We start from the raw sequence: 26,711 nt of genomic DNA on the forward strand, positions 1-26,711 counted from the left end.
TTAAAAGTGAATTGAGCTCATTAATACAGAAACATCTCCACGTATTTCGCTTAACATATCTGGGGTAACTGCAAACCCTTGATGTTCTATGTTTCCTACCGAAATAGAAGAAGATGATGCCACCTGTTTATCCGTCATTGTTTTTTTTTTTACTTCTGTATATTCATCGTTAACGTCCACAGTTTCATCTTCAATGAAAGAACTGCTACCTCCTTTCCCATTCATTTCAAAACTGACAGCATCACCGCTTTTGGTTGATTTGGCCTTTGCTTTTATAGTATCCCAAAGTACCATACCAACATAATAGAAAAAGTAAAGCGTGCATAATACGACAACAAATTTTCCAAATGACATCATAATTGCTTCTATTATTATAAGTTATTAAAGATATTTGTTAGAGCGCATGAGATTCTTGATAATCATACTATTTTTATTTATCCACTGTTCCAAAATAAAAGAAATCAACTTCATCGAATCAACACCGGTTGCAGTCTTAATTAACGCAAATATTTCTTTTACTTCCTTATCAACATACACATATGTTTTAGCATCATAATCGCCACTCTTAGCGCCTGACAAACAATTCACAAATTCTTCTTTAGCTTCTTTTGTAATCTCATCTGAAAGAGGGATTCCTCTTAGAAGAGTTTCAAAATCATTACTTTCAAATTCTTCTTTTTCTGAGGGAAAAATTTCAGGTGTAATAGTATCATCTTCATTGGCATCTCCTGTATTAACGGGTTCTACTTTTACATTCTGATTAGTTAAATTAGTCTCCTCATTCAATTCTCCTTTAGCTGCCAAAGCAAGCTTAGCTAAAGTACCACTTCGACTACCTTGTGGCTTTGTCTCTTTTTTATTATCTTTATTCATCGCAAATATACACTATATAATTAAACAACCAAATAAATACTCATGATTTAATTAAAATGTTAATATTTTTCCCTGTTCTATTAACGTATCGAAAGGTAATTTCACTACTTTTTCAGCCTCACTGCCTATTTCCAAAGTGCTTCCTCTTTCGAAAATTACCCTATCAGGTATCTCGTCCAAAACAATACCCCAATTTGAGAAAACCTCATTCACTTGTTCTTTGGTATCATATTTTGCCGAAGATTTAATTCTATTAGGTAAGAAGAAAAGTTTTCCAGGTACTTTCAATTTCTGAAGTACCATTCCAAATGTTATAGTACTTTCTACCGTATTATAATCATAAGCAAAAGGAATAACTATAATATCTGCATTCATCAGAATATGTATCAAATTATCATCATCCAGTTTCCCTGGGAAATCAATTAACAATATTGCATTTTCTACCTGGCTTACATTCTCAATTATCTTTGGTATTTCTTCTGCTTCAGCCTTTATAACTTCATACAATATCTCGTTATCAGGGAAAGTTTTCTTATCGTCTTCCCGCCTGTCATAAAAAGAACCCTGAAAGTCAGTATCAATTGCCAGTAACTCTACCCCTTTTGTAGCCAAATAATTGGCTAATTGAATACTTACGGTAGTTTTACCGCATCCACCTTTTTGATTTGCTACTAATATTACCATACATTTAATTATTAAAGATTAATATTTAGTTATTATCACTATCACTGTCTCCGCCTCTTCTCCTTCTTCTTCTGTCTTGCTCACCGTTTCCGGCTTTATATGAAGAGAAAATACTTATTATAATATTCCCTATGTTACTCCTGGGTGAACGATAGATACTCTTATCTATATTTTTCTTTACATCTATATTATTTCGATTTTCTAAGCCTATTGCTTCTCCTTGGTACTTCTTTAGAATATCTGTACAGTTATAGACTCTCTTATTAGAACTGTCTACTATAAAGGAGTTATTTCCTGATTTTAAAAATTTCAAATTTTGGGCTTCCAAAGTACTTGTAAGGTCAAGCCGATTATTTAAAGTTGAATTAATAATATCTTCATATATCTTTGCTTCAGTCCTATTCATTTGCACAAATGCCAAATCACTTGACTTAACATAGAAAAGTTTAGCTAATTCTTTAATATCAGTTTCAGATGAACAAGAAAACTTACTCGCTTCATAAAGTCTTGTATTATATTTAATACGTTTCAACAATGCTTCATCAATCTGTTTAACCGAAGAAAGATTTCTCTTCAAAGAAATTTTTCCATTCCAATTAAGGTTAAAGCCAACCTTAGCTAGTTCTTTTTTAAAACTATGGAAGTCTTGGGTAGTATCTAACGAAAGAGTATTCATAAGGTCATTTAATATATTTAGTTTATCATCTGCCTTTGGTTGTTTGAGAAGATTTTTAAGAGGAAAAATTTCGCTTCCTTTAAAAACATTTTTTTGGGCATGGTCTATAACACTATATCCATAAGGTTTATCATGTCCTTTTGCTTTATGGTAAATAATTTCTACCCCAAACTTTTTTTTCATGAACTCCGAAAATTCTTTAGCATCCATGCCTGGTGCGTATTTAGAAAATACCGCTTTCAGTTGACTAACCCTATTCTTATCAGTATTATAATTAGTACACTTATTTAATATTTCATCTTTTGAGAGACGGTTACAAACGGTCCCGTTCTTAATGACGAGTAACTCATTGTCTTTTTCTCTAACTTGCCAGTTCATAGATTCCAGAATCATTTTAGCCTGGGCAATAGAAGAAAAATTATACTCAAAAAATCTACCTATATCCTCTTTAGAAGAGTGTGCTAAATCAAGACCCATAATCTGATTCATACATGTCACTGCACGTTTACCTTCAAAGCTTGGATTAACCCGACTTCCATCAGGACGGACACGAGAACTTATTATATGAATATGACTATTAGCAGTATCACCATGATAATAAATTAAAAAAGGTTGTTCAGAATACCCCATAAGAGACATCCACTTTTTTCCTATATCTGTTAGTTCTTCCGGAGAATAAGATTTTCCCTCACACGAAATCGCAGCATGAAACTGTCGATTTTTTATTCTATCATTTGTATTACATAACCTCTCAAGATAAGAAACATAAAATGATTCTGGCATTTTTACATTACCAGCAACGGAAAAATTTTCCGCTCCCATGAATACTCCTTGACCGGTATCTATTTTTTTTTCACTATATCCTATACCACCAAAGGTTGAAGTAGGTTTTAAGACTTTTGCAATCATACAATTATAGAATTAGACAATTATACAATTATAGACGTATGGATGCTAATAATTAGCTAACGCTACAAATATAAGAGCATATAATTATATAAACAAATAATTATATCACTTTTTAATTGCCTAATTGTACAATTGTGGGATTATCTAACGTGGCAATTATAACATTATATAATTATACCCTCATACCTTTATATAATCGTAACAAACTATAATTGTGGAATATAGTAATCCTAAACGTATCTGATTATATAATTGTATGTACAAACTTTGCAGTGAAAATCGATACATATTATACAACTGTATAATTACACAATCGTATGATTGTATAATTACTTAATGCCTAAATAGTTGATTTTATGACATATCTGTTCGTATATATTGAGAGTAGCTCTTACTTCATGTGCCAAATTTTCAGTTACTTCATCTGAAATTAGGTTATTCTTTTCTACATAATTCATAAACTTTGCTATCTGATTAACATTCGTACCGAGTTTATTAATTTCAGTTGTTAAAAGCTTAACAGACTGAAGAACTGTTTTAGGGTCTACAATGGATTTTTCCTGAGAAAATATTAATGTGCGTAGATAGGTAGAAAATGAAGCAAAGTGCTTTGCTTGCCTTTGAAGCTTTTTATACTCTTCTTCGGTACATCGTACACGAATATATTTATTCTTATTATCCTTAGCCATGATATAGTTGCGTTAAAAAATTCATGAGTTGCGAATGAATTTGCCTCCTGCTTAAGCAGGCAAGAAAACATTTGAAACACAAAAATAACAATTTTTGGGGTACAAATGTACATCTTGCATTTTAAAAAAACAAAACTATACCTCTCAAAACCATTTCAAAACTATAAAGATTTTTTTAACACCTTTATATTTCTCAATCGAATTGAAGATTTGAAATAACTTTATAAAAAATAAGCCTATAAAAGCATGTAAGTACTTAAAAAGCCAAACTCATTGATGCTTTGATGCAAAAGCCCTTTATTTATCTCTGTATAAGCCTATTATCTCTGCATCAATCTTGCATCAAAGCATCAAACTGTTTCTCCTGTGCATCAATCTTGCATCAAAATCGACTTATAAAAAAAAATGATGCAGGATTTGACAATCAATATCTATAGTATTTTCTTCCAGTCCCGGAATCTTAACTAATAATAATCAAAGAGATAATCGTAAATAGAATTATTCAAAAAATTGTACAATTATACAATCATACAATTAAAGCCAATAATTATACAATCTCACAATTGCAAAGATAATCAATCACAAATCTTTACAATTATAGAATTGTAAAGCTATACAATTGCAAAGACATACAATTGTAAAATTATCCGCGACAAAATGGGAACATTTAATTTTGCAAAAGGGAAGAAATAATCCCCATGATTTTTATCCCCTTAGATAATTGTTTTACTGACAAAGAGTATTCTATGTTTTAGAGACGGGAGTATTCTTTGTTTTAGAAAGTTTTCCGGATGGTCGCTACGGGAGTAGCGTTTTAAAATGTTTTTCCGAAGGAAATAACCTTATTGTTTTAGAATATTTTTAGTATTTATGAGTATTATAAGAATTATCACCCCAAAATTAGACAATACATAAGCCTTTATATCAGGCTTATAGGCTATATGCAAGGCGACAGGATGGGAACTTATGGCCGACAGGATGGGAACTTATGGCCGACAGGATGGGAACTTATGGCCGACAAAATGGGAACTTATGGCCGACAAAATGGGAACATTTATCCAAGGGTGCGACAAAATGGGAACATTTATCCAAGGGTACGACAAAATGGGAACATTTGTTTTAACCTCTTTTTTCATTTTATGTTAAAAGCAACTGTTTATGCGACAAAATGGGAACTTCAATTCTTTTAATATCTCTGAATTATTATATAAAAATCATTCTCAAAACCCCCAATATATCATATATAGCGACAAAATGGGAAGATTATAACTGTACAATACGATTTCAATCCTCTAATAATCAACTGTTATTTGCTCATACGACAAAATGGGAACATTTAAAGAAATATCCCTTCGGGAAATTTTCTAAGGGGATAGAACTAAAGTCAGTCAGGATAAGGATAAAAAAAATAAGGACTCTTACCGCTGTAGTCCTTATTCTAAATGCTTTGTGGTTCAATTTTCTGCCTGAAAATCAACCTTAGCGACAAAATGGGAACATTTAAAAGTCTATATTTAATACTTCCATGTCCTCAGGCTTAACTTCAGCAGCAAAGCTATTTATTATAGATACATAAATATAGGCCTGGGGGTCTTGTATTCTTTTATTCTGAGAAACATCATAGGCATCCCTCGCAGTTACAAGAACTGCCTGGTAATTGTTACAATTGACAAGTTTCACAATGTCGTCTACATAATTTTGTTTAAGATTGTAATGTGACAGTAAAGACTTACCAACGGCCTGTTTTACATTTTTGTTGTTTTCAAGTTCCTTTTCATCTATTATCCCTTCATATAAGAAGAATATTATCCTTTGGACGTTTTTGTTATCCAAATCTCTTATGACTTGATAATCGAAATAAATATCTGACTTTTCCCATAAGCCCTCTTTGGCCACTTTAAGAACCCGTCTTTCAAAGTCACTAAACTTAGAATATTTTCCTTCAACTTTTAGTAATTTCTTGATTGTATCATAGTTTAGAGAAAAAGCCGGTTTCTTCCTGAAAGAAGACACAAGCAAATAAAACCGCTGAACATACTTATTAGAGTTAGTCATCACAATTTCCTTCAGGTATTGTGTATAACCGATATTTATGGTAGTAAAATGATGAGCCACAAATTTATCCATTTCAATATATACACTTTTAGCATATTTGTCTTCCGGAACAATCGCCGTTAAAAGTCCTTTAATCATTGTGTACTTTTTCCCATCTTTATCAGTAATGGGTATTTGAACAGCTATGGAGGCCATTTTAAGCAGAGTTTCTTTTAACCGGTCATAATGTCTCGGTTGTACTCCAAACTTCCTCAGAGGGACTTCAAAGCGCAAATTACGGTCATTTTCAAATAAGCTTAACTGCTGGTTACTGATTCCTGCTCTTATTTCGTCTTGCAACATTTCAACAACATTGACGACCGCACGTATTTGAACTGCATTAAAGTCATGCCTCATATACGTTATTTGGTTAGGTTGTACCATTAATTTTTTATCATTAACCGGTACATACACTTCTGTTTTAATAGCCATAGCTTATTTCATATTAATATTACGGACTAACCACTTTTCTTCCTGCACAATTATATAACCGGCATCTTTAAGATACTTTCTCATTCGCTTTTCAGAAAGGTTTCCATCTAAAAAAGTTCGTTTGTCTTTACAGGCCATGCGGGGACTTATATCTGTTGAAAATCTGTGCCATTTTCGGTTTTGAACTAATTCCCCAAAAGCCTCTGATAATGTTAGAATTTTTTCTTCTTCAGTATTTTTCATATTCCTCTTCTACTCAATAATCACATTTATAACTAATAATTGCTATCAAAGTTCTTCCGGCAATTTTGCTCGAGCGGTAAAAAATGCTATCAAAAATGTTCCTGGCAGAGCTGCCCCGGACAAAATTTTGCTATCACTTTGGTTCCGGTTCTGCCGGCCATCGGCTTCCTGAAGCTAAGAATGTGATAGCAGATTTTTACTGTTGATAACAGAAAGATTATCTCCATAAGGAGCCGCCAATAACACCGCCCAATATAGCAGCGGAAAAGAACTTCAACAGATAATATCCTATAACCAAAGGGAAAAAGGATATTAACAAAACTATTTTTAAAACCTTCATAACAACTTATTTTTTACAAATTTATCAATTTAGGATTATGAAGGAAGTTACTGGCGAATAAATTATCCACCAGTAAAGTCCATAATCTCTTTATGTATGTTTACAAGTTGGTTCAACAATCGTTTACACTTACTTGCTTCAATCTCTAATTCTCTCATTCTCCTATCATGGGCTTCTTTTTCGCTTGTCAGTTTTATAGCTAATTTTGCACCACTTATAAGCGCACTGCTTCCACTTTTTTCGCCTGTAATTTTTTTGAGGGTTTCTATTATTTTGGCCTCTTCATCATTATATCTGATTGTTAATGGCATAACATCCCCCTTTCCGCTAAAAAGTTAATACTATGCTTTCTTACACGAAGGAGTAAATTCCTTTTGTTTGTTGGTTGTTGTATCATCTTCTTCATATTCTTTGCTATTTAAAGATTAGCACATCTTTTAAGTTGATAATTTTTTATTAAAGATAGTAATTAAACTATATCATCTACCATTTAGTAGGTTAAATAATGTTATTTATTTACGTTTTGTCGTTATTATTATTATTCCTGAATTTTTCGCACATCAAGAATCAAACTGCTTGGTTTACCTTCAAGTACTCGAATTATGCTTTTTCGTAAGTAATTGTTATCAGGTGTAAGGTTACTATCAATTGCAACCTCTACACTGAATAGATAGTCTTCCTCTTTAAAGGCTGGGCGTTCAATAAGTCTATATTCGGAAAAGAGTACTTGGTATGTTTGAAACATTTCTGAACGATAGATATTCTCTGTTACATAATCACTAACTTCTTGGGAAGTTGCATTATTTTGGAACTGCTTACCAGTAAGTTTATAGATTGCCTTTTTTCTCGCTTCAATAGGAGGTATTTTTATATTTTTGACTGGCGGGTAAACCGCAACCATCCTTCCATCAACCTGGTATATTCGATATATCAAACTCGTTCTATTCATTATAACTAAAAATTAGAAGAGTGGGATGTATTAACACCCCACACAATCAAAACTTACGAATTTTACAAAGTTACTGATTATCTTCTTTGTTTTTAGCTGCACCGAGTAGTTTTATTTCGTTTACCCACACAGTCGTAGATGTTACTTCTTTCTCTTCCTTGGTGTAGGATAGTTGTGTGATATTTCCATCAACGAAAATGTATGTGCCTTTTTTAAGAGCCTCCGGCAACTTGGATTCTGCTCCAACTTTCATAAAACAGTTAATCCAAACTGTTTCATCTTTCTTTAATTCTGTTGCAACGCTGAAAGATACTTTTCCCTCAGAAACTTTAGCATCCTGACCAATGTTACCAAAAAATAGTGTTTTCATAAATTGTTTTTTTGATGAATAATTGTTAGTAATTATCTCTTTTTGATATTATAAAGATAGTAATAATATTTGGTTTATCTACCATTTAGTAGGTTAATTCATGTTAATGTTTGAGTGCTTTTTATTAGGATTTTTTTAGTGAGGTTGATTTTTATCCCCTTAGAAAAATTCCCCGAAGGGTATTAGAGTAGGGGTGGGATAGTTTTGGGTATTATTCCTGGTTATCTTCTTTAGCTGCTTTGAGATAATTTTTGTAACATGTTTTTCCAACTGGGAAACAACCTTGTGAATCATCTCCCAACTCAACATCAACATCGGTTATAAATCCCGATATAGACATTTGAATGATTTTTTGTGTATGAGGCTTTGTTGGTCGGCCACAAATAAGGCAGCTTTCCACATGTTCATTATGAGTTTCCATATACGTCCAGTAACCTGCTGCTTCCCGTAATGTTTCTAATTCCGCTTTTTTCATTGTTATATATATTTTAGTTCAGGGAGAATCTCTCCCCGAACAGTTATTTTATAAAAATTTAATTCCGCTCTTTTTCTCTGGGGTAGTTGAAATTCCATAATACTCTCCAAAAACCCCAAAACTACTAAATGCCCCATTTCTAAACAGCAAGCGTCCTCCGTCATTATAAACTATAACATAAAAGTTATCTTTCTCATCATAATCAATACCTGTAATGGTTTTAATGGTTTTAAAACCATCCTTCCACACTTCGACTTGTTTACCTACTGAATCTAAGTATAAATCAATGCCTCTTTCAATGGCTTCAGTTGTTTTCTTTACCTGTTCTTCATACTTACCGTCAAACAATTTATTTAACTCTTGTAGGGCTTCCTCTGTAAATATAGAGAGGTCAATATGAATACACGCCCTTTCCATTAATTCCGCTTTTGTCAACATAATATTTTGCTGTTTAATGGTCAGCACACCGTTTGTTAGTACTGTTATTTTGATAACATAAAGATAGTAATATTATTTGTAATATCTACCATTTGGTAGGTTAATTAGTGTTAATATATGAATGTTATTTATTTAGATTTTTTTGTAGTGAGGTTGATTTTTATCCCCTTAGAAAATTCCCCGAAGGGGGTTATTGAGTTAGAGTAGGGGAGTGATAGCATAGTTAGGTATTTTGCGCCAGGCCTGCGGGGTGGTTTTGCTATCAAAAATGTTCCTGGCCGGTTAATCCGGGAATGAAATTTGCTATCATTATTTGTTTCCTGAAGAACATCCGGATTCGTTTTTTGCTATCACAAATTCACCGGCGCTCTCGCTCGAGTTTCAAAATCTGCTATCACATTCTTAGCTTCAGGAAGCCGATGGCCGGAGGTTCCGGAAGAAATGTGATTGCAGTTTGCGTTAGGGATTGCAATGTAAAGCCCACAATGAAGTCCCGACCGCCAGAGCGCAACGAATGAGGACTTGAAATGTAAAGCCCGACCGGTTTACCGGTAACGCCCTAAAATTTTCTCCCTATCCCGCGCGTCTATAATGTTCTCGGCAATTTTCATATCTGAATCAGTATAAATACAACTACAAATAATTAATATTCTTATTGATATTCCAACACCATCAAAATAAATGCCTCTTTTGCAAACTCATGGAAACAGTTCCATGCTTTAGACCAATTTAGCCCGTTTCCGTAAAAGTCTATTTTTTTCTCCAAAATATCCTCTTTAACTCCCATAAACTCAATTCCTTTATCTAAAGAATCCAATGAATGGTTATTCGCAAAGAGAAAAAACCTCCTTGTGATTTCGTATTCAAACGGGTATATGTCAAATTTATTTATCCCTGAAAGCTGCGCCTCTATCATCTCTATTTCATCAGATATTTTATCCTCTTCCATAGGGATAGAATGATAAGTAAAAAATTCTCTCACTATCTGACACTCTGCGTTAAGCATATATAGTCCCCAATCTTTATTACTATTATGAATGAATTTATCTAAGTAATGGGCAACCAAATCATCATCTTTGTGGGAGAAAATACGAGCAAATGATAACATAACTTTATTATTTGGCATGATTGAATAAGGGAGTACTATTCCATTAACTACCCTATCAATCGTGTCTATACCTCTGCTAATGTATTCTACCTGTTTGTCAGTAAGAACTAAACGGTCTACTTTATCTCTGTTTTCCATATTTATCTTATTATTTTTTTGATTTCCTGTATAAATAAGGGTTAATAGGATTTTTATCAACCCAAAGTCCTCTTTTATTTGCTTTTGCTCGGCTCTCTGCCATAATATAAGACTGGGTGTTGTCGAAGTAACTATAATGCCAGGCAAATCCCGCTTTTAGCATCTCTAATCCAACATCAGGGATATTACCTACTTTAACCTTTCCAATTACTCTTTCATAGTTATCAGTACCCTGATAAATAACTGCTACCTCTTTTCCCGCAATCATATCGGCCAGGAACTCTCTTGATTTTTCACTAAAAGGTTGCTTTATTTCAGGTGCATCAATTCCATAAATTCTAATCCTTACTTGTTTTTTTTCTTCTGTTAGTATTGTAAACGTATCACCATCTGACACCCTGACTACTTTTCCTGAAACAATAGTTTCTGCCGGTACTGGTAAAACAATTATAAACAAAAGAAATACTATCCAAACTATTGTTCTAAAACTCATAATTCTTTCTAATTTCAAAATACTTTCGGAAAAAATTCGGGATTCGTTGTATAGGGTGGAGATAAACGTTCTTGTTTGATTTTAGTCTCATTACCTTCTCCCTGGGAAGCGATTTTAATTGTATTCCTACCATATTTACTATTTACACTATCTAACACTTTCATAATCTGAGTATGTTTACGCCTATCAACATAATCCCAAATATTACCTTGGATTTCATTTGATTTATACAAATCAAAGAAACATACTCCCGCACGTTTATACAAATAGCCGGTTCTAAATATCTGCTCAAATCCCTGAGAAAGGGAATGAACAATTTCCGTATTGAAATTGGTTGCTACCGGAAGGGTTAAAACTAAATATTGTCCCCACTGAGGTAAATCTTCACGGAATCTATTTGTATCAATAAAAATAGCCATCTTTTTAGCAAATAGTTTTTCTTTTCTAAGTTTAGCTGCACCCATTACTGCGTAGTTAATGAGTGCATCTTTTACACTCTGAAAGTCACCTACCATTTGGCCAAAGCTTCGCGAGACAGTTACGCTTTTTCGGTCGGATTGTTCTAAGACAACCTCTAAACATGGTTTTCCGTTAAGTTCAAGCCATGTCCTTTCTCCTACAACACTCAAATTTTGTCGTACCCATTGCTGCGGGAGTAAAGAAAAATCATACGCACTTTGTACACCAATTTTTTGCAATCGAGAAGAAAACTTACGACCAACACCCCACACATCCGAAATGTCAGTTAACTGTAAAGCTTTTATTCTTTTATCTTCACTATCAATAACACATACTCCATTATAAGCTTGATATTTTTTAGCAAACTTATTAGCACATTTTGAAAGTGTTTTTGTATGGGCTATTCCAACACTTACAGGGATGCCAATTCCTTGTAACACCGTTTGCCGAAGAGCCTGGCAATGCGCTTTAAGGTCAAATTGGTCAAACCCTCGAAAGTGGAGAAAGCTTTCATCAATACTGTAACATTCGGTATCAGGACAAAACCGGTTAAACAAGCTGTGCATTCGCCAGGACATATCAACATACAAATCCATATTTGAAGAAAAAACGGCTACTTGGTGTGTTTTAACAAAGCGTTCTATATCAAAGAAACTCTGCCCCATTTTAATACCCAGTTGCTTTGCTTCGTTAGAACGGGCAATAACACATCCGTCATTATTGCTCAAAACAATTACCGGCTTCCCTTCAAGAGCCGAGTTAAATACCCGCTCACAGGAACAGAAAAAGTTATTACCATCAGCTACAGCAAACATATTTAGAATGATTTTATACAATGAAGCACTACGCCCCACCTTTGCACAATTTGTCCTTTGTGGACTATAATAACAGGAAAATCCGGATTTGACGGCATGAGTGCCACTGAATCTCCCCTATACTCTAACCTTTTTGTTGTAAACTCACCATCAATTGAACACACCAAAAGAGCGTTATTATAGGGTTCTTCTAACTTATCAACTACTAATAAATCATTAGGAAAGATACCATCTCCACGCAAAGAATCTCCACCCACACGTAAGCAAAATGTAGTTTCTTTCCGTTTTATAAGCATTTTATTGAAATCGACGCCCATAGCTTCGTTTGATGCTTCAAAGGGAAAGCCAGCAGATACCGGAGAGATAAACAATGGAACTTTTGCTACAGTCAGTTCTTCGGCTAAAGGGATTAAATTATTAAGTTCCGGATTAATCTCTTTCGCCATACCAAACATGCTTAATATATACAATAGGATAAGTCAAACCATTTTTTCTATTCCACTCAATAAAATCTACTTTCATTGTAAAATTCTCTAAAAAATTAATTATTGATTCTCTATCCCTACATTTTAAAGCATCGTCTCTATATTCTACGGGGAACTCCGCTTCGGCCACAATATCCCTAAATTGCTCAGGGGATAAAAACTCCCCAAGACTGAAAAAATCATCTCCGACTTGAGGTAAGATTGGAAAACTCCAATCAATAATATAAGGATAAGTCCACCCAATACCCTTAAATTCCAACCTTATCACTATTTTATCTAAATTCATAACTACAATTGTTTATACCTATTGGAAATAATTAATAATTAAACTAATAACTAAAAGGATGATTATTACAATACCAAATCCTAAAGATAATCTATAGAAGATTATTGAAATGTGTCTGTCTAATGTTCTCCAAGCATATCCTGAAACAAGAAAACTACCAGAAATAGAAAAAAGTATTAGAGGCCAACATGCTACTAATATTGTAGAAAGAGGCAAATCACTTGGAAACAAATAGGACACTACTGCAAACCCAATGACCAGGAAACAAAATGCAATTATAAAATGAAGTCTATAACCATTATAAGTGACGATTGCATTAATAATATCTGCATCATCCATTGCACTTTTCCTATACATTCTTTTTACAACCAGTATTTTCAACTCGTTATAAATGATTATCCCAAACAAAATAAACATGAAAGGGCAAAAAATAAACGGGTCAATTACAAATTTTCCATTCATATCTCGTTATTCTTGAATCGTTTGTTTTTATAATGGTATGCTTGTTGAAGAATTAAATCCCCGTATGAGTTCACGTATATAAAGCCCTTTCCACCCAATTCTGTTAAGAGTTTAGCGGCTCTTTTTCTTGTACGCTCGGACAAAAATGAGAGCATGCAACAATCTGCCCTCACATAATTGTCGATATCTTCAGAGGTCACGTTATTTTTTTCCATTATAATTCTGCGATGATTGTCATTCCATATCAATTTTATTTCCGCACCAATCGATTTAGTGTTAAGTAACTGTTTAAGCATCGAAGGTAAATTTGCTGCACATCGATATGCACAGCCTTCCGGCCATTCTATCTGGTCAACTAAAAGCATCGGATAAACGATATAATATTTAGGTTTCCAAGATTTCATATTTCATTAAATTTGAATAATTAAAAAGTATATTGCCCATGATGTCCTAAATCTTGTTGTCGAGCAAGTCTCATAAATTCTCGATACAGTCTCAAAGACATTTTTTTGCCAATAAGTATATCATCAACATATCCGCATAAATTAACTTCTGTTTGACGGACACCCTCACGTAGGGATATTAGTTTATCCAGAGTTTTCCATTTTGGAAGATTGTCTAATTGCATTAACTCAACAGCTTGTTTAAGATAGCAATATGCACCGTCATGTTCCCAAAAATGAATAATATCATCATACTCCAAAATAAGATATTCCCCTCTCCAATAAATTTTGCAGTTTGATAATGGAGCTTTACAATTTACTGCTTCGGGACGTCTGTAGCATTGATTCTTAACATCCCAATTTCTTTTAGATTCTATAAACTTCATTGTAGAGGGTGAATCTTCATGTATATATAAATGTTCTATCTTCATATATCTTTATTGTTAGATGAGAATAATAGTAAAAACATACCTAAAAAGAATAATGCCCCAAATGAAGAAATAAATGATATTATCAATACACTTTTTTTAATAGCCAAAGAAAGAAGCGCAAAATCATCATTAGAAGGTAAATCCAGGAACACAGAGTTAGCTGTATACAATATCATCACATTTATAATCAGCAATGAAAAGAAGGAACTTATAATAAGTCTCATCCTTTTTACAATGAAATCTCTTATGCAATCGATTATTTTTTTCATATCTTGTTAATTATGATTATTGAAATAGACTTCACATTCTATACTAATATTAGCCTTTACTACATCTGTCCACTCAGCATATAAATCTTCGTATCTTTCCCATTCCAAATCATCATCGGACAAAGGCTCATGTATCTTTCCGTTCTCTACTTGAGCAATAACAGTATCATTGTAAAGTGCGGAAGTAAAACCAAAGTGAGGTTTATGCTCCAATACAACTTCATACACAAAACCGTACCGGTCGTACACCTTTATTGTTTCCTTTCTTGTACTCATCTTTTATTTACATAATCATACTAACGTTAAGCACCACGAAAGCTACAACAGCAAAAGCTAAAGCAACTTTATAGAAGATGCTTGAAATGTGTCTGTTTAATGTTCTCCAAGATAATCCTGAAACAACAAACCCACAACATAGGCAATAAAACATCATAGACCAGGACTTCTTTACACCAGTCATAAAACTAACATCACTTGGAAATAAATAATAGAGTATTGCAGCACCAATACTTATTATACAAAATGCAATTACAAAATAAGGTCGATATCCAATATACGTATGAATATTATCAAGAATCTCCGCATCAACCTTTGTGTTTTTTTTATACATCCTTTTTACAATCAGTATTTTCAACTCGTTATAAATATTTAGGCCTATCAAACTAAATATGATAGAAGAAAAAACAACTGGGTTAATTAATATTGTATTCATTTCTTTAAGCTTTAGTAATTTAGTTAATTTCTTATTGTCAAATTATTTACCATACTTGATTTTATACCAAATCATCAGATATGCCGTTACAAAAGTAAAAAACACCACCCATCCACATACGTAGACACATTTAACGTCAATCCATAGTCCACCAAAAAAAACAAGTAATCCAATAGCAGAAATGCCTATCGCCGCTTTTTGCATGGTTTTTAGTTTTTGGAAATGCTTATCATTATCCCAGTTGTATTTGAATTGAAAATAAAAAACCAAAATCCAAAGAATAATAGCAGGGAATAAGCCTCCAACCATTAATAGCAAATAATCTGTGTTCATATTCGTTCTATTTGTATTTATAATTTTATCGTCTTAACGGGGATACTTATACATTATCGCCCCCGTCACCTCCTTCGCAAGACAATATCACCTTATGATTGTAAAATGAATCATCTGCCCAACAGTCGTTAATGCGGATATCTAATAACCCATTAGCGAACAGCCGCAATCTTCCTGGATTCATTTTTGAAAGCCGCTCTAAGGCTCTTAAAAACTTTTCCTCTTCAATAGTAAGAGTAAAATCTTCTCCTCTCTGTGTTGTTACTTCTCGACATTTCATTCTGTAAATATATTAATAAATCATGTATATTTTTAGTTTGTACAAAACCCCGCCTGGCATCCCGCACCAGTACCATAGATAAAGTCAAGTTGCACCGGTAGGTCTTCAATCTGTGCCAGGCTTTGTTTTTCTTTAAACGTATGGCCATTCAAATCTTCCAAAATCTTAGACCATTGCATTATAGCATTATCTGTATCAAAGTTTTTTCTAAGTTGTTCAGGTGCTTTCCAAAAACAATTCAAGCAATTCGAATCAGAAGGGAAGTCTATTTCTTTATCTTTCCAGTATTCAGATATATGATAATGGGTTATTTTATCTTCCACAAGAGGGAAACTCCCAGTTCTCCAATGTATAGTTTTCCACCTTTGTACCCACCGAACAGATTTATCTTGCCACTGACACATATAAGGAAACTTATAAAACTCGTCAAAACGATTTGCTCTTTCCATTTCATCATAACGGTAGCCAATCCGCATATTGACGGGTAAAGGAGTATATTTAAAAAGATATTCAAAAATCGGTTGCATCTTAAGAATGGTTGTACAAAACCGTTTCTGCATATTAGGAATTGCTTTTTTAAAGCGAACCATATTTTCCCATCCCATTCCCCTTAGCCAAATTATTTCCCTCCCTATCATTTGTTCAAGGTCAAACATCACTTTCAATACCTTTGGGTCTTCGGACGTGGCGACAAACTCAGGGTAATGAGCACAGTATTTTTGCAACCGGTCATTAACCTTTTGTTTCATCTTCTTGTCGATGGCTCTCCCTGCATTGTGGCAATCTATACAACACAGGGAGAACAGTTCTATGTCCGCCGGATAATGTACAGCGATGTATGAAGATGTTTTTCCTCCGGATAATGAATTAACTGTTGTCATGTCAAATTTCTTTTTTTCCAGACGGTGCATAAGTACAATACCGGTAATCATCGCTTTTATAATTCAATTCACAAACATAAACGGTTTCTCTCCATTCCTTCGTTTGTTGACGGCAATGTCTCACTTTGTAAACATATCCTGATTCATAATACCGTAATGCCTTTATTGCCGCTTCTTTTTCCGTATAAGCGCCTGGTGCGCTATACCCTCTGAAGTATTCCCCATCTTGTTTGTTCTCTCCCCAAAAGCCTCTATACGTGTTTTGAGGGCTATCTTTGGATACATACACATGGAAATGCCACTGCCCGCGTTCAACTTTTTTCTTATTTTTTAATTCCATTTTTTTTGTCTTTCAATCACTTCGTTCCACAACTCGGTTAATTCATTTCTACTTACAAATTGGCTTGTATCGGTGTATTTGATTAGTAGAGATTTTACGAAGTTTAATCGTGTATAAGCCATATCTGCATCGAACTTAATTTCCATCTGAGCATCAGAAAGGTGCGACATAGCTGCTGTTCCTACAGTAATGCTATCGGATGTATCTTTGAGTTTTTTTGGTTTTTCATCTTCTATAATGATACAAGTTTCTCCAACATAGGCTACACAGTCTTCATCTCCATTTGACCAGTAACACGCATTATTAGATGGAGTAAATGTTACATTCTCTACTATCGTTCCTTCAGGGAACCCGCTTCTACTTAATTCAGATATAGCTGAATTACTAAATACGGAATTGCCAACATTTTTAATTTGAATTTTCATGCTTATATGTATTAATATGTTAAATTATGTTTACACCCCCAAAGGAGGTGTAATACTTATATAATTCCATTATCTGAGAATGAATAATAATCGAATGGGGTAACAATTATATGGTCTAATAATCTTATGTCTAAAAGATTAGAAGCTTGTTTAATCTTTTCTGTAATAGCTTTATCAAGACTACTGGGGGTAATGTTACCTGACGGATGATTATGTGCAAGAATAATGCCCTGTGCATTTGAAAGGATAGCAGCACTCATTATCAATTTTGTATCAATAGGACAATGAGAACACCCACCTTCAGCTAACGGGTAGATACCTAATACTTTGTTATTGATAGATACGAAAACAGCTTTGAATGATTCTTTCAAACCTATTGTTTCTGAATCAAATGCGTGTTCTATAAGAAAATCATAGACATTTTTGGAATGGCTAAGGGTAGGACGCTCTAAAATAGTCTTTGATAAAGAATAAACTAATTTTATTTGTTGTAAATTATACATAATATTTTGCTGTTTAATGGTTAGCACACCGTTTGTTAGTACTGTTATTTTGATAACATAAAGATAGTAATATTATTTGTAATATCTACCATTTGGTAGGTTAATTATTGTTAATATTTAAATATTATTTATTTGATTTTTTTAGTGAGGTTGATTTTTATCCCCTTTGAAAATTCCCCGAAGGGGGTTATTGAGTTAGAGTAGGGGAGTGATAGCATAGTTAGGTATTTTGTTCCAGGCCTGCGGGGTGGTTTTGCTATCAAAAATGTTCCTGGCCGGTTAATCCGGGAATGAAATTTGCTATCTACTAAACTTACCTTGCACAAAGTTCAATATAAACATAATTGCAATTAGCCTTCATGAAAATATTTGAAACCCAATTTACATCCCCAAAAGATAAATGTTTCAAATCATCCTCTGTTATATCTTCTCTTTGCTTCGAACTTCTATCAAAATTATCCTTATAACTATTATAGAAGTAACAAACATCCATGTCATTAGAAAAGAATCGTGTAGCTACCTCTAAATTTTGTCTTACCATTTCTTCCAAGGGGGAAAGGTCTACAAAAAGATACATTCCAATAAAAGGTAGAGCGGGGAGTTGAATTTCCAAATAATAAGGGTCATTTTCTCCCTCGCCTACACCATAATCATTTTTTACAACTACTCTACAATTTATCATTTTATTCAAAATTGAATGTTGCATTTCCTTTTCCAAAATTATAAACAACTGATTTACGCAATCCATTCCAGGCTTCATCAACCGCCAAAACAAGTTTTTCGGACTTTACCGTCGGCGGGTATTTTGCAAAAAGTTCTTCCGGTGTATTTACTTCAACCGTTTCAGTTGTTGTCTTCCATGTTTCAGGCATAACTAACGAATCTCCGGGAACTCCTACTACCTTTCTTTCCGTCCCGCCTGTTCTAAAATGAACCTTAACTGTTTTCATATTCTTATGTTTTGAATTTTATTTTTTCTCAATTTTTACTGGTTATAGTCAAACTCGCCTTTCTTGATTTTTGGCAAAATTATTTCTAAATAATCATTTAGAAAAACGGGCTGTTCAATCAATCGAAATATTTTTTCTGTCTCTAAATCAAAGTGAATTGTACAAGAACTAAGCGGATATTTTTTTCCGTCAGTTGAATTTTGTACATAGTCCCAACCGATAACTATACAAATATCAATAAGACCGGCATAAGTACCTGGATTGTGTTTTACCTGCTTTTCTGAGAATACCTGAAAAGGGAAAAACAAATCTATTGAAACATCACTTTTGAACAATCGTAGTTCATTTTCAAGCTTCCTACAAAGGTGGGAATAAAGTTCTTTATCTTCAAGGGTAAGTAATGAACTAACCCTTTTATTTTCTTCTGCATCGCTAATTTGAAGCCCGTATACATTCATGGGTATTAAAATTTGTTTGTTAGTACTGTTATTTTGATAATATAAAGATAGTAATAACTTTCAATTTATCTACCATTTGGTAGGTTAATTAGTGTTAATATTTGGACAATATTTATTAGGATTTTTTTGTAGTGAGGTTGATTTTTATCCCCTTAGAAAAATTCCCCGAAGGGGGTTATTGAGTTAGAGTAGGGGAGTGATAGCATAGTTAGGTATTTTGCGCCAGGTCTGCGGGGTGGTTTTGCTATCAAAAATGGTCCTGGCCGGTTAATCCCGGAATGAAATTTGCTATCATTATTTGTTTCCTGAAGAACATCCGGATTCATTTTTTGCTATCACAAATTCACCGGCGCTCGCGCTCGAGCTTCAAAATCTGCTATCACATTCTTAGCTTCAGGAAGCCGATGGCCGGCAGAACCGGAACCAAAGTGATAGCATATTATAATAACTAAATAGCAATTACTTTTTTATTATCATGTGTGAGTACAAGTTTTTTCTGCAAATCTTCTCCTTTAAGAGAGAAAAAACCGGTCATTTGCTCCGTTTCCCCGTTTTCACACAATTCTCTCACTATACTTTCTGTTATAGTTTTTCCTTTTATTTCTTTCCAAATGGTAAAGTCACATTTTAACTCGCTATTCCAATTAGTACAATTGAAAGCTTTCTTCCCCTCATATACTGCGCCTACACCACATTTGGGGCATTGGCAAATAGAATTATCAATCTCTACTTTTTTGTTCCTGAAAACCAATCTCCCGCTAAACTTACCTTTCTCGGGAAAGAAGAAATCATATGATTTAGTTATCCGGTTTTTTAATAATTCATGTAATATGCTTTCATCAATAATAAGGTTCGCCATCTTCCTGGGCACATATAGATGGCACTCTTGTTTAAAAAAATTTGAGCAAATGTAGGCTTTCTCCGTTATTAATACCTCTCCACCACAGAAAGGGCAAGCATCATTCATAATAGCTGCTTGGTCAGCCTTGAACCGTAGCTTTATTTTGGTATTATGTAGATAGAGGGAAGCTATAAATTGTTTTCCTTTATGATTAAACTCCAATTCTTTTGTTTCCTTCCCACTAATTAAGCAGTTGGCCAGTTCATCGGAAATCTCCTGACCGAAGTATTCTTTATAAATGGTAAACCCACAAAATTTCGTAGCTGAAAAGTTATTACAAATCCAACCGTTGGCGGTTTTTATCATTTGTCCCACCTTGCAAACAGGACAGGGATTAGTTATTTTGTTATCCATTTGAAATCACGTAAAATTCTATTAGTAGTACTTTCCATATTTACCATATACCGAAATTCTTGGGGAAACATAGTTCGAAGCAATCCACTTGTCTTTGCGCTTCTTAACTGCCGGTAAACTGTAAAAGCATATCCACGCATTAACCGAAGTTCATCAACTATTCCTCTAATCATATCAAGCCGTTGTTTATTGTCAAGCATGTTTTTCTCTCCATCAACTAAAGCCATTTGATAAATTTGCTGTATAACCTCTAAAGATTTTGACACAAGCTGTAATTCTGCTTTCATAGCAATAAGAACTAACTCCGGGTCACCTGAAGCTATGTTGAATGCCTTGGTTTGATATTCTACAATATCTTGGGCAATTTGTGTTGCATACATAATATCCTTCGCATTTTGAACTACGGAGTTTATTTGAATTAAATAATCTTGTGTTTTCTTTTCTAATGCTCGAATTTTTTCAAGCGTCCCTGAAATCGCTATCTGATAGTTTTGTATTCTACTCTGATTGTCTTTAATATCAGAGTAAATCTGATTCTCATTAAAATGTTGGACTGACAACGCACCTATCAACGCTGGGTCTGAAACAATTTGTCCGAATAATGGGGCAAAGGGGATGATAAACACCAAAATAACAAATAACTTCTTCATAATCTTAATAATTTATTTCTCTAACTCCTTTAATGGTTTTTTGCAATTCTACTCTATCTCTTATGGTTTGCACCAGGGATATATCGTTAGGGATTCCTTTCATGCTTAGTAATGGATGGGAAGGGTCGCGGGAGAGAATCTTAACTGTCATTAATGATAGTAGTGCCTCTCCAATATTTTGTACTCTTGAATAATCAAATATCCTGTACATTTCTATGTAGTTAGTTGTTTTCACAAATACACCGGTTAAAATCACGATTTGTTCTGCTTTTATGATGTATCGAGTATTTTTTATAATCATCAAATCCCAAAAAGCCATTACGAGCAAAATCAACACCACAACCCCTAAGCCCACTCTCATATAATGTCCTATATTTGGTAACTGTGATATGAACCTCTCCGATATAAAGCATATAATTATAAGGAATATTTTTGGAAAACTGATTAGAAACCAATACTTTATATTTGGCCTTACTAAAATATCTTTTAAAGCGCTCATAGGAATCGTGGTTTTACTACTGGGTTCATATCATTTTTTTTTTGCAACACCTCGTTAAAATCTTTTCCTATACTTGCTTTGTGAACTTCAATATCAGATTTAAAGCCTGCTTTTGCTTCAAAGTTTTTCATGGAAATTTCATCATTCTTCAAAAGAAAGTTTTTCCCATCTATATCAAAGATAACACCATCTTTTGTAAGAACTTTTGACAAATGCTTATTCTGAGAAGCAACCGACAGAGATATATCCATAAGTTGGCCGGCACGGTCATTATCAAAACACGCATGAATTTTAGCATCAGGGTATTCTTTAAATACGTTTAGCATTTGATTTATGGAAATAGAGCCTCCTGTACTTACAAATGCAGCATTGTTGAAGTTTTGTCTTGTATTATACAAATCGTAGAAGCTTAGAGCATCTATTGAACTCTCAAAAAAATAGACATCCCGGGTTTCTACCTTACTTCCTGCAAGATTAGCAAGCCAAACAGCATTAACTTTATCGCCTCCGGTTGAAAAGCTTTTAAATCCGTTTTCTTTCCCATAATTGCGCAATTCAAATCCACGTATCTCATCATTACCAGGAACGATAAAAGGGAACCCTACATTTTTAAATTTTTGGTCGCCAACACCTACTAATTTTATAAATGGAAGAAACCTGTTTACGGTTTCCGAAGTAATATTCCTTGCCTGGGTAAGATAATGCAAAGCGGCAACATTAGAGTCTTTAACTGCATAGCTGTCGATATTAAAAGGTTTCGTTTGCGATTTGAAGGTTGGGCTATCTATTGTAAAATCTTTCCCCACAAAGCTTGAAAGCACCTTAATAACACCTTCCATTTTTGTATTATGTGGAACATTAAATCTATCAAGCCTATTACTGACAAAATCTATAACTGTGCCTCTATCGGTATCGTTCTTCAAATTCCGGTATAATTGAATATTTGCACCGGTACGCGACAAAAGGATTTTATCACCGGAGGGGTCGGAAAGCATCAGCCGCAAGGATGTAGATTTTTTATCAACTTCATATCCTATACTCTGTGCCACTTGATGAACCGAAACCTTTTGTTTAAACTCATCGAACGGATTAGCTTTAACTTCAAAAGGATTTTGTCGAGAAAATGCCAGTTTGTTTTTTTCTTTATTCCAATAGACGTAAGAATTGTAAATTTCATTTGTAGATTTATTCAACAGTCCTTGCATAAAGACAGCTTCACCGTTTTTTATACGTTCACGTACTTCAGGAGTAACTTCAACACCTGAAATTGTTTTAGGTATGAAAATATAATCGCTCATTATCTCCTATGCGTATGTGTTGGTGTTTCTTTATTTCCTCCCAAACCAAAACCAAAACCGCCAGTTGGTTCTATAGATATAGTTTTCTTCTCTTTAATATCTTCCTTCATACCTTCAAAGCGTTCATTTATAAGTGCTGTATATTCTGCTCTGTTAGCATCTGTTTGTATAAAACTCACTACACCCGGGTTATACCTATCGAAGTTAATTTTTTGTTCCTGGTCAAATAGCCGGTTACTTAAATTATGTGATAATTGTTCTCCGGCAGTTACATGAAGTTTCAAGTCTTTATCCAAATTAGACATTTGTGTCATAAGTTTAGCTTCAGCCTGGTTTAATTCTACTTTATTATCAGATTTTGTTTCTCTTACCTTTTCCAGTTCTATCTGCAATTTTTCTCTTTCCATAGTCATATTGGAAGATATTGCTCTTTCATTTAAAAGTTGTACTGCTTCGCCTTTCTCTGCACCATATTTTGTAAATTCAAGTTTCTGCATGACACCATTTTCCGCCAAATCAAGAACCCTATTATTTGCAAATTTATTTTCAAGTATCAAAGCCTGTGCTTCTGTAATTTTCGGATAGTTCTGATATTTCTCAATGAGTGCCTTCATATTTTCCATTGATTCTGTTTGAGAAAACATTTGAAGGTCATTCTTCCATTCAGGTATATGTTGCTTAAGCAACGAATCGGCTGCTGCCTGTCTTAGTAAATAATCATTGTGATAACTGGTTAAAGCTGCTTTTTCTGAATATACATCCTGGCTATATATTTCCTGATATGAGTTTACTGCTCTATTAAATTCAGGAGCCAGGTTATTATGATGAACAAATTTAGCTATTTCTTCTTCGTTTCCCTTAAACATTGTATAGAGTTCGTTAAGGCCATCCTTACTATTTGCTAATTGATTGAGCCTGTTTTCATTCTCTTTCATTTGTGGTTCATTTAATCGCTCTAAACGGTAAACAGCGCTTTCCGCTTGACCTTTTATTGCTTCTTCTGCTTTTATTACATCTTTAGATAGTAGGCTTAATGTAAGATAGTCCTCTTTTGAATGGTTTAATAGATTTGCCTGTGTCAATTGATATTCTGCATATAAGCCAGTCAGGTTATTACGTTCCAAAAATGCATCACGTAATTGTTTGTCGGGATAAATCTCTTCTATCCCCTTTGCTCCAATTTCTGAAATTGTAATAAGCTTCTGCCGGTCGTCATTCAAAGATAGCCCGTTATGGTTGTTCAAATCAATTTTAAGTGATATATCTTCCCCAGCTGTCGTTACTAATTTAATATCCTTTCCTTCAAGTAAATCTTTTTTATTCTCTTCAGTCAGTTTAACACCTTTAACCTCTTCGGGAATAATTTCAGACACTTTAGCTTTATTTACTTCATTTGTCTCATTATCCAGTTGGAAAACATGAGGTACATTTTCGTAATTGCGTGTAAGAATACCGGCATTTTTAAGATGTTGGAGTTCTGCATCTAAAAGGCCAAATTCATTCTTAATATCCTGTCTTACCGGATGAACTACAAAAGAGGCTGTATTATCTGCATTTCGTTCTATTGATAGTTTTCCTTTCAGGTCTTGTGCTATATCTGACAGGTCTTTGACTTCAGTTTTTTTCCCATCTATCAAGCGTTTTATATCTCCGTCCGAAAGGTCAAATTTAACTGCATCTTTAGTAAGAATATCTTTGGCAAGGAAAAAAACGCCTACAAGGGGATTAATTAATAAAGCGGACCAAAACGCAAGTTTGAGATTATTTGTTTTTCTCATATCCTGTGATTGTTGCTGACCTTGGAACTGGTTATTTAATAATGAACGCTGCTGTTCCTCTTCCCTGGCATTAACCTTATAGCCTTTTGACTCTAAAAGGTCTAATTTAAAATCGTAAGTTCCGGAAGGTGTGGTTAAACTAATAGTTTGGCCATTCAAAAGCTTCTGCCTGTCTTGTTTTTTTATCTCTTCGGGTATATAGATATCTTTGGCTTTAGTTTTCAGTAATTCATTCGTTTTCGGGTCAAGCTGTACAACATACTTTTCGTTTTTAATAGCTTTTTGCACCAATAGGCCTTCTTTTAATTTGTCTATTTCAGCATTAGTAAGTCCTATATCATTCTTTATGTCCTGTCTTACTGGATGAACTATGAGTGAAACTGTGTTATCCTCATTTCGTCTTAGCGACAGTTTTCCTTCAATTCGAACTTTATCCCCTTTGGAATCTTCTATATTAAGGTTGAATACGTTAGTTCTTGCACCGGTCATAAGATTTTCTAAATTAGTCCGGTTCATTCTTAGAACGTCTTCTTTTGATAGCCCAATTTGCGCAAATTCACTATAAGGCAATTCCGGTTCAGTAAAAATAGTACGATTCATGCTGTTGCTAATTAAATTATTATTATTTTTGAGCAAATTTAATCTTTTTAATTATAATCTGTATATGAAAAGGGTATTATTTGTTGTTTTCGCATTTCTTTATAGTGTTCATGGGTATTCTCAGTTTAATACTATTCGACCTGAAACAACAAGAAAGCAAATACAGCCTACGGTAGCGGCAAACGAAAACACATCAAATAATGTTTCAATAGCGCATATTCCGGAAAGCACAAAAGATGAAACCGCCAAAATTAAGCTTTTAAAGTTAAGAAAATACCTTGCTTTGCCCGTAGATACAATTATAACTACATCATCATACGGATGGAGAAATGACCCATTTACAGGCAAAGAGAAATTTCACAAAGGTATAGACCTGGCTACTGATTATAACTATGTTTATTCTGTAATGCCAGGAAAGGTTATTAATGCAGGAAAAGACAAGTTACTGGGGAACTTCATTGAGATTGAACACGGAGACTTTAAGACGATATACGGGCATTTATATCAAAACCTTGTAGATATAAAACAGGCAGTTGAAGCAGGACAGCCAATAGGCATATCAGGGAGTACCGGTAGAAGTACCGGAGAGCATTTACATTTTCAAATGCTTTTTGATGGCCAAACTATAGACCCAAAACCTATTTTAAATTTTATTCAGTCAATTGCAGATTGGACAAAAGGAGAGTTTTCAGATATTATTACTTCCGAAATTAAGAAGGCAAAACAGTAAAGGCAGTGTACGCATGACGTACACAAGTTAGCCAATGGGATAAAAGTTTAAGCAAAAGCTTCTCGTAAATATAATAGTGGTACAACGCAATAACAGAGAAGAGTCATTGAAAAGCAAACTAATAAGATTCTATTTTTTCGCGGATTATCATTGTAACCGGCTAAATTTATGGCGGTAATGCCAGTACATATATATAAAAAGAAAATAGATAACAAAGAGGGTATTCCATTGTTTTGGTATATTAACCAGTAGATTAGTATAAAAAACGCCATTCCTATATTCATAGCTATATAAAAACTTGAATTTAGTATATATTTTAGTTTGTAAAATTCAAGAATCACTATTAGGCCATATACAAAGGGAATCATCGAAGATAACGATAAAACTATGGAATCAATAGAACTCATGGTCGATGTTTTTTTCCAAAATAAGCAAATAATATTTTTTCTTTCTCATAA

At 33.9% G+C, this 26,711-nt stretch carries 37 protein-coding genes; 2 read left to right on the forward strand and 35 right to left on the reverse strand.

Going from position 1 to position 26,711, the window contains the following annotated elements; all coding sequences use genetic code 11:
- From M2135_RS13725 to mobC, 5 genes are all read right to left on the reverse strand, one after another.
- Entirely contained in the window at positions 1-357 is a 357-nt protein-coding gene (locus tag M2135_RS13725) for a hypothetical protein (RefSeq protein ID WP_280749092.1), read from the reverse strand.
- 24 nt (positions 358-381) lie between these two features.
- A complete protein-coding gene (locus M2135_RS13730) occupies positions 382-873 on the reverse strand; it encodes a hypothetical protein (protein WP_280749093.1) in 492 nt (163 codons plus the stop codon).
- A gap of 51 nt (positions 874-924) precedes the next feature.
- Positions 925-1,557, reverse strand: coding sequence for a ParA family protein (locus M2135_RS13735; RefSeq protein ID WP_280749094.1), 633 nt, complete (start codon positions 1,555-1,557; stop codon positions 925-927).
- Between the two features lie 25 nt (positions 1,558-1,582).
- Positions 1,583-3,142: a relaxase/mobilization nuclease domain-containing protein gene (locus M2135_RS13740; protein ID WP_280749095.1), complete on the reverse strand. Its 1,560-nt coding sequence runs from the start codon at positions 3,140-3,142 to the stop codon at positions 1,583-1,585.
- 329 nt (positions 3,143-3,471) lie between these two features.
- On the reverse strand, positions 3,472-3,831 hold the full coding sequence (mobC, locus tag M2135_RS13745; RefSeq protein WP_280749096.1) for a plasmid mobilization relaxosome protein MobC: 360 nt from the start codon (positions 3,829-3,831) through the stop codon (positions 3,472-3,474).
- Positions 3,832-4,797: 966 nt separating this feature from the next.
- Between mobC and M2135_RS13750 the strand changes: the two genes are divergently transcribed.
- Positions 4,798-4,977: a hypothetical protein gene (locus M2135_RS13750; RefSeq protein ID WP_280749097.1), complete on the forward strand. Its 180-nt coding sequence runs from the start codon at positions 4,798-4,800 to the stop codon at positions 4,975-4,977.
- 354 nt (positions 4,978-5,331) lie between these two features.
- On the opposite strand, the gene M2135_RS13755 is transcribed toward M2135_RS13750, so the two are convergent.
- The 30 genes from M2135_RS13755 to M2135_RS13900 form a co-directional block, all read right to left on the reverse strand.
- The gene (locus M2135_RS13755) at positions 5,332-6,357 is read right to left on the reverse strand and encodes a replication initiation protein (protein ID WP_280749098.1); all 1,026 of its coding nucleotides are present in this window, start codon (positions 6,355-6,357) and stop codon (positions 5,332-5,334) included.
- Between the two features lie 3 nt (positions 6,358-6,360).
- Positions 6,361-6,600 (reverse strand): hypothetical protein, encoded by a 240-nt coding sequence (locus M2135_RS13760; protein WP_280749099.1) that lies wholly within the window; start codon positions 6,598-6,600, stop codon positions 6,361-6,363.
- Positions 6,601-7,002: 402 nt separating this feature from the next.
- Positions 7,003-7,251 (reverse strand): hypothetical protein, encoded by a 249-nt coding sequence (locus tag M2135_RS13765; RefSeq protein ID WP_280749100.1) that lies wholly within the window; start codon positions 7,249-7,251, stop codon positions 7,003-7,005.
- Between the two features lie 227 nt (positions 7,252-7,478).
- The gene (locus tag M2135_RS13770; protein ID WP_280749101.1) at positions 7,479-7,841 is read right to left on the reverse strand and encodes a hypothetical protein; all 363 of its coding nucleotides are present in this window, start codon (positions 7,839-7,841) and stop codon (positions 7,479-7,481) included.
- A 118-nt stretch (positions 7,842-7,959) separates the two neighbouring features.
- Positions 7,960-8,259: a single-stranded DNA-binding protein gene (locus M2135_RS13775; RefSeq protein ID WP_280749102.1), complete on the reverse strand. Its 300-nt coding sequence runs from the start codon at positions 8,257-8,259 to the stop codon at positions 7,960-7,962.
- A gap of 211 nt (positions 8,260-8,470) precedes the next feature.
- Positions 8,471-8,734, reverse strand: a complete 264-nt coding sequence (locus M2135_RS13780) for a hypothetical protein (RefSeq protein ID WP_280749103.1) — start codon at positions 8,732-8,734, stop codon at positions 8,471-8,473.
- Positions 8,735-8,782: 48 nt separating this feature from the next.
- Complete coding sequence (locus M2135_RS13785; RefSeq protein WP_280749104.1) at positions 8,783-9,172, reverse strand: hypothetical protein; 390 nt, start codon at positions 9,170-9,172, stop codon at positions 8,783-8,785.
- A gap of 652 nt (positions 9,173-9,824) precedes the next feature.
- The gene (locus tag M2135_RS13790) at positions 9,825-10,418 is read right to left on the reverse strand and encodes a hypothetical protein (protein ID WP_280749105.1); all 594 of its coding nucleotides are present in this window, start codon (positions 10,416-10,418) and stop codon (positions 9,825-9,827) included.
- 10 nt (positions 10,419-10,428) lie between these two features.
- Positions 10,429-10,911 carry a thermonuclease family protein gene (locus tag M2135_RS13795; RefSeq protein WP_280749106.1) on the reverse strand — a complete coding sequence of 161 codons (483 nt, stop codon included), beginning with the start codon at positions 10,909-10,911 and terminating at the stop codon, positions 10,429-10,431.
- A gap of 14 nt (positions 10,912-10,925) precedes the next feature.
- Positions 10,926-12,185, reverse strand: coding sequence for a Y-family DNA polymerase (locus M2135_RS13800; protein WP_280749107.1), 1,260 nt, complete (start codon positions 12,183-12,185; stop codon positions 10,926-10,928).
- A gap of 2 nt (positions 12,186-12,187) precedes the next feature.
- Positions 12,188-12,631, reverse strand: coding sequence for a S24 family peptidase (locus M2135_RS13805; RefSeq protein ID WP_280749108.1), 444 nt, complete (start codon positions 12,629-12,631; stop codon positions 12,188-12,190).
- Complete coding sequence (locus M2135_RS13810; RefSeq protein WP_280749109.1) at positions 12,615-12,956, reverse strand: hypothetical protein; 342 nt, start codon at positions 12,954-12,956, stop codon at positions 12,615-12,617. Before M2135_RS13810 ends, M2135_RS13805 begins: the two co-directional genes overlap by 17 nt.
- 458 nt (positions 12,957-13,414) lie before the next feature.
- Positions 13,415-13,822: a hypothetical protein gene (locus M2135_RS13815; RefSeq protein WP_280749110.1), complete on the reverse strand. Its 408-nt coding sequence runs from the start codon at positions 13,820-13,822 to the stop codon at positions 13,415-13,417.
- A 20-nt stretch (positions 13,823-13,842) separates the two neighbouring features.
- On the reverse strand, positions 13,843-14,292 hold the full coding sequence (locus M2135_RS13820) for a hypothetical protein (protein WP_280749111.1): 450 nt from the start codon (positions 14,290-14,292) through the stop codon (positions 13,843-13,845).
- Positions 14,293-14,567: 275 nt separating this feature from the next.
- Positions 14,568-14,837 (reverse strand): hypothetical protein, encoded by a 270-nt coding sequence (locus tag M2135_RS13825; protein ID WP_280749112.1) that lies wholly within the window; start codon positions 14,835-14,837, stop codon positions 14,568-14,570.
- A gap of 7 nt (positions 14,838-14,844) precedes the next feature.
- Complete coding sequence (locus M2135_RS13830; protein WP_280749113.1) at positions 14,845-15,273, reverse strand: hypothetical protein; 429 nt, start codon at positions 15,271-15,273, stop codon at positions 14,845-14,847.
- A 42-nt stretch (positions 15,274-15,315) separates the two neighbouring features.
- The gene (locus M2135_RS13835) at positions 15,316-15,606 is read right to left on the reverse strand and encodes a hypothetical protein (RefSeq protein ID WP_280749114.1); all 291 of its coding nucleotides are present in this window, start codon (positions 15,604-15,606) and stop codon (positions 15,316-15,318) included.
- Between the two features lie 46 nt (positions 15,607-15,652).
- The gene (locus M2135_RS13840) at positions 15,653-15,886 is read right to left on the reverse strand and encodes a hypothetical protein (RefSeq protein ID WP_280749115.1); all 234 of its coding nucleotides are present in this window, start codon (positions 15,884-15,886) and stop codon (positions 15,653-15,655) included.
- A gap of 32 nt (positions 15,887-15,918) precedes the next feature.
- Positions 15,919-16,818: a hypothetical protein gene (locus M2135_RS13845; protein ID WP_280749116.1), complete on the reverse strand. Its 900-nt coding sequence runs from the start codon at positions 16,816-16,818 to the stop codon at positions 15,919-15,921.
- Positions 16,769-17,107, reverse strand: coding sequence for a hypothetical protein (locus tag M2135_RS13850; protein WP_280749117.1), 339 nt, complete (start codon positions 17,105-17,107; stop codon positions 16,769-16,771). The genes M2135_RS13845 and M2135_RS13850 overlap by 50 nt, the downstream gene beginning before the upstream one ends.
- Entirely contained in the window at positions 17,098-17,532 is a 435-nt protein-coding gene (locus M2135_RS13855) for a hypothetical protein (protein WP_280749118.1), read from the reverse strand. Before M2135_RS13855 ends, M2135_RS13850 begins: the two co-directional genes overlap by 10 nt.
- Positions 17,533-17,588: 56 nt before the next feature.
- Positions 17,589-18,035: a JAB domain-containing protein gene (locus M2135_RS13860; RefSeq protein WP_280749119.1), complete on the reverse strand. Its 447-nt coding sequence runs from the start codon at positions 18,033-18,035 to the stop codon at positions 17,589-17,591.
- Between the two features lie 313 nt (positions 18,036-18,348).
- Positions 18,349-18,741 (reverse strand): hypothetical protein, encoded by a 393-nt coding sequence (locus M2135_RS13865; RefSeq protein ID WP_280749120.1) that lies wholly within the window; start codon positions 18,739-18,741, stop codon positions 18,349-18,351.
- On the reverse strand, positions 18,719-18,985 hold the full coding sequence (locus M2135_RS13870) for a hypothetical protein (RefSeq protein ID WP_280749121.1): 267 nt from the start codon (positions 18,983-18,985) through the stop codon (positions 18,719-18,721). The genes M2135_RS13865 and M2135_RS13870 overlap by 23 nt, the downstream gene beginning before the upstream one ends.
- A gap of 35 nt (positions 18,986-19,020) precedes the next feature.
- Positions 19,021-19,443, reverse strand: coding sequence for a hypothetical protein (locus M2135_RS13875; RefSeq protein ID WP_280749122.1), 423 nt, complete (start codon positions 19,441-19,443; stop codon positions 19,021-19,023).
- Positions 19,444-19,891: 448 nt separating this feature from the next.
- On the reverse strand, positions 19,892-20,698 hold the full coding sequence (locus M2135_RS13880) for a topoisomerase C-terminal repeat-containing protein (protein ID WP_280749123.1): 807 nt from the start codon (positions 20,696-20,698) through the stop codon (positions 19,892-19,894).
- Entirely contained in the window at positions 20,683-21,348 is a 666-nt protein-coding gene (locus M2135_RS13885) for a plasmid transfer protein (protein ID WP_280749124.1), read from the reverse strand. Before M2135_RS13885 ends, M2135_RS13880 begins: the two co-directional genes overlap by 16 nt.
- 4 nt (positions 21,349-21,352) lie before the next feature.
- A complete protein-coding gene (locus M2135_RS13890) occupies positions 21,353-21,847 on the reverse strand; it encodes a PH domain-containing protein (RefSeq protein ID WP_280749125.1) in 495 nt (164 codons plus the stop codon).
- Positions 21,844-23,145, reverse strand: a complete 1,302-nt coding sequence (locus M2135_RS13895; protein ID WP_280749126.1) for a DUF3991 and TOPRIM domain-containing protein — start codon at positions 23,143-23,145, stop codon at positions 21,844-21,846. Before M2135_RS13895 ends, M2135_RS13890 begins: the two co-directional genes overlap by 4 nt.
- Positions 23,145-25,523, reverse strand: a complete 2,379-nt coding sequence (locus tag M2135_RS13900) for a DUF4099 domain-containing protein (protein WP_280749127.1) — start codon at positions 25,521-25,523, stop codon at positions 23,145-23,147. Before M2135_RS13900 ends, M2135_RS13895 begins: the two co-directional genes overlap by 1 nt.
- A gap of 64 nt (positions 25,524-25,587) precedes the next feature.
- Here M2135_RS13900 and M2135_RS13905 point away from each other — a divergent pair, with 64 nt between their 5' ends.
- Positions 25,588-26,253 carry a M23 family metallopeptidase gene (locus M2135_RS13905; RefSeq protein WP_280749128.1) on the forward strand — a complete coding sequence of 222 codons (666 nt, stop codon included), beginning with the start codon at positions 25,588-25,590 and terminating at the stop codon, positions 26,251-26,253.
- Positions 26,254-26,711 lie beyond the last annotated feature (458 nt).

It is taken from the genome of Parabacteroides sp. PF5-9 (assembly GCF_029893105.1).
In the GTDB taxonomy this organism is placed as follows: domain Bacteria; phylum Bacteroidota; class Bacteroidia; order Bacteroidales; family Tannerellaceae; genus JARXWG01.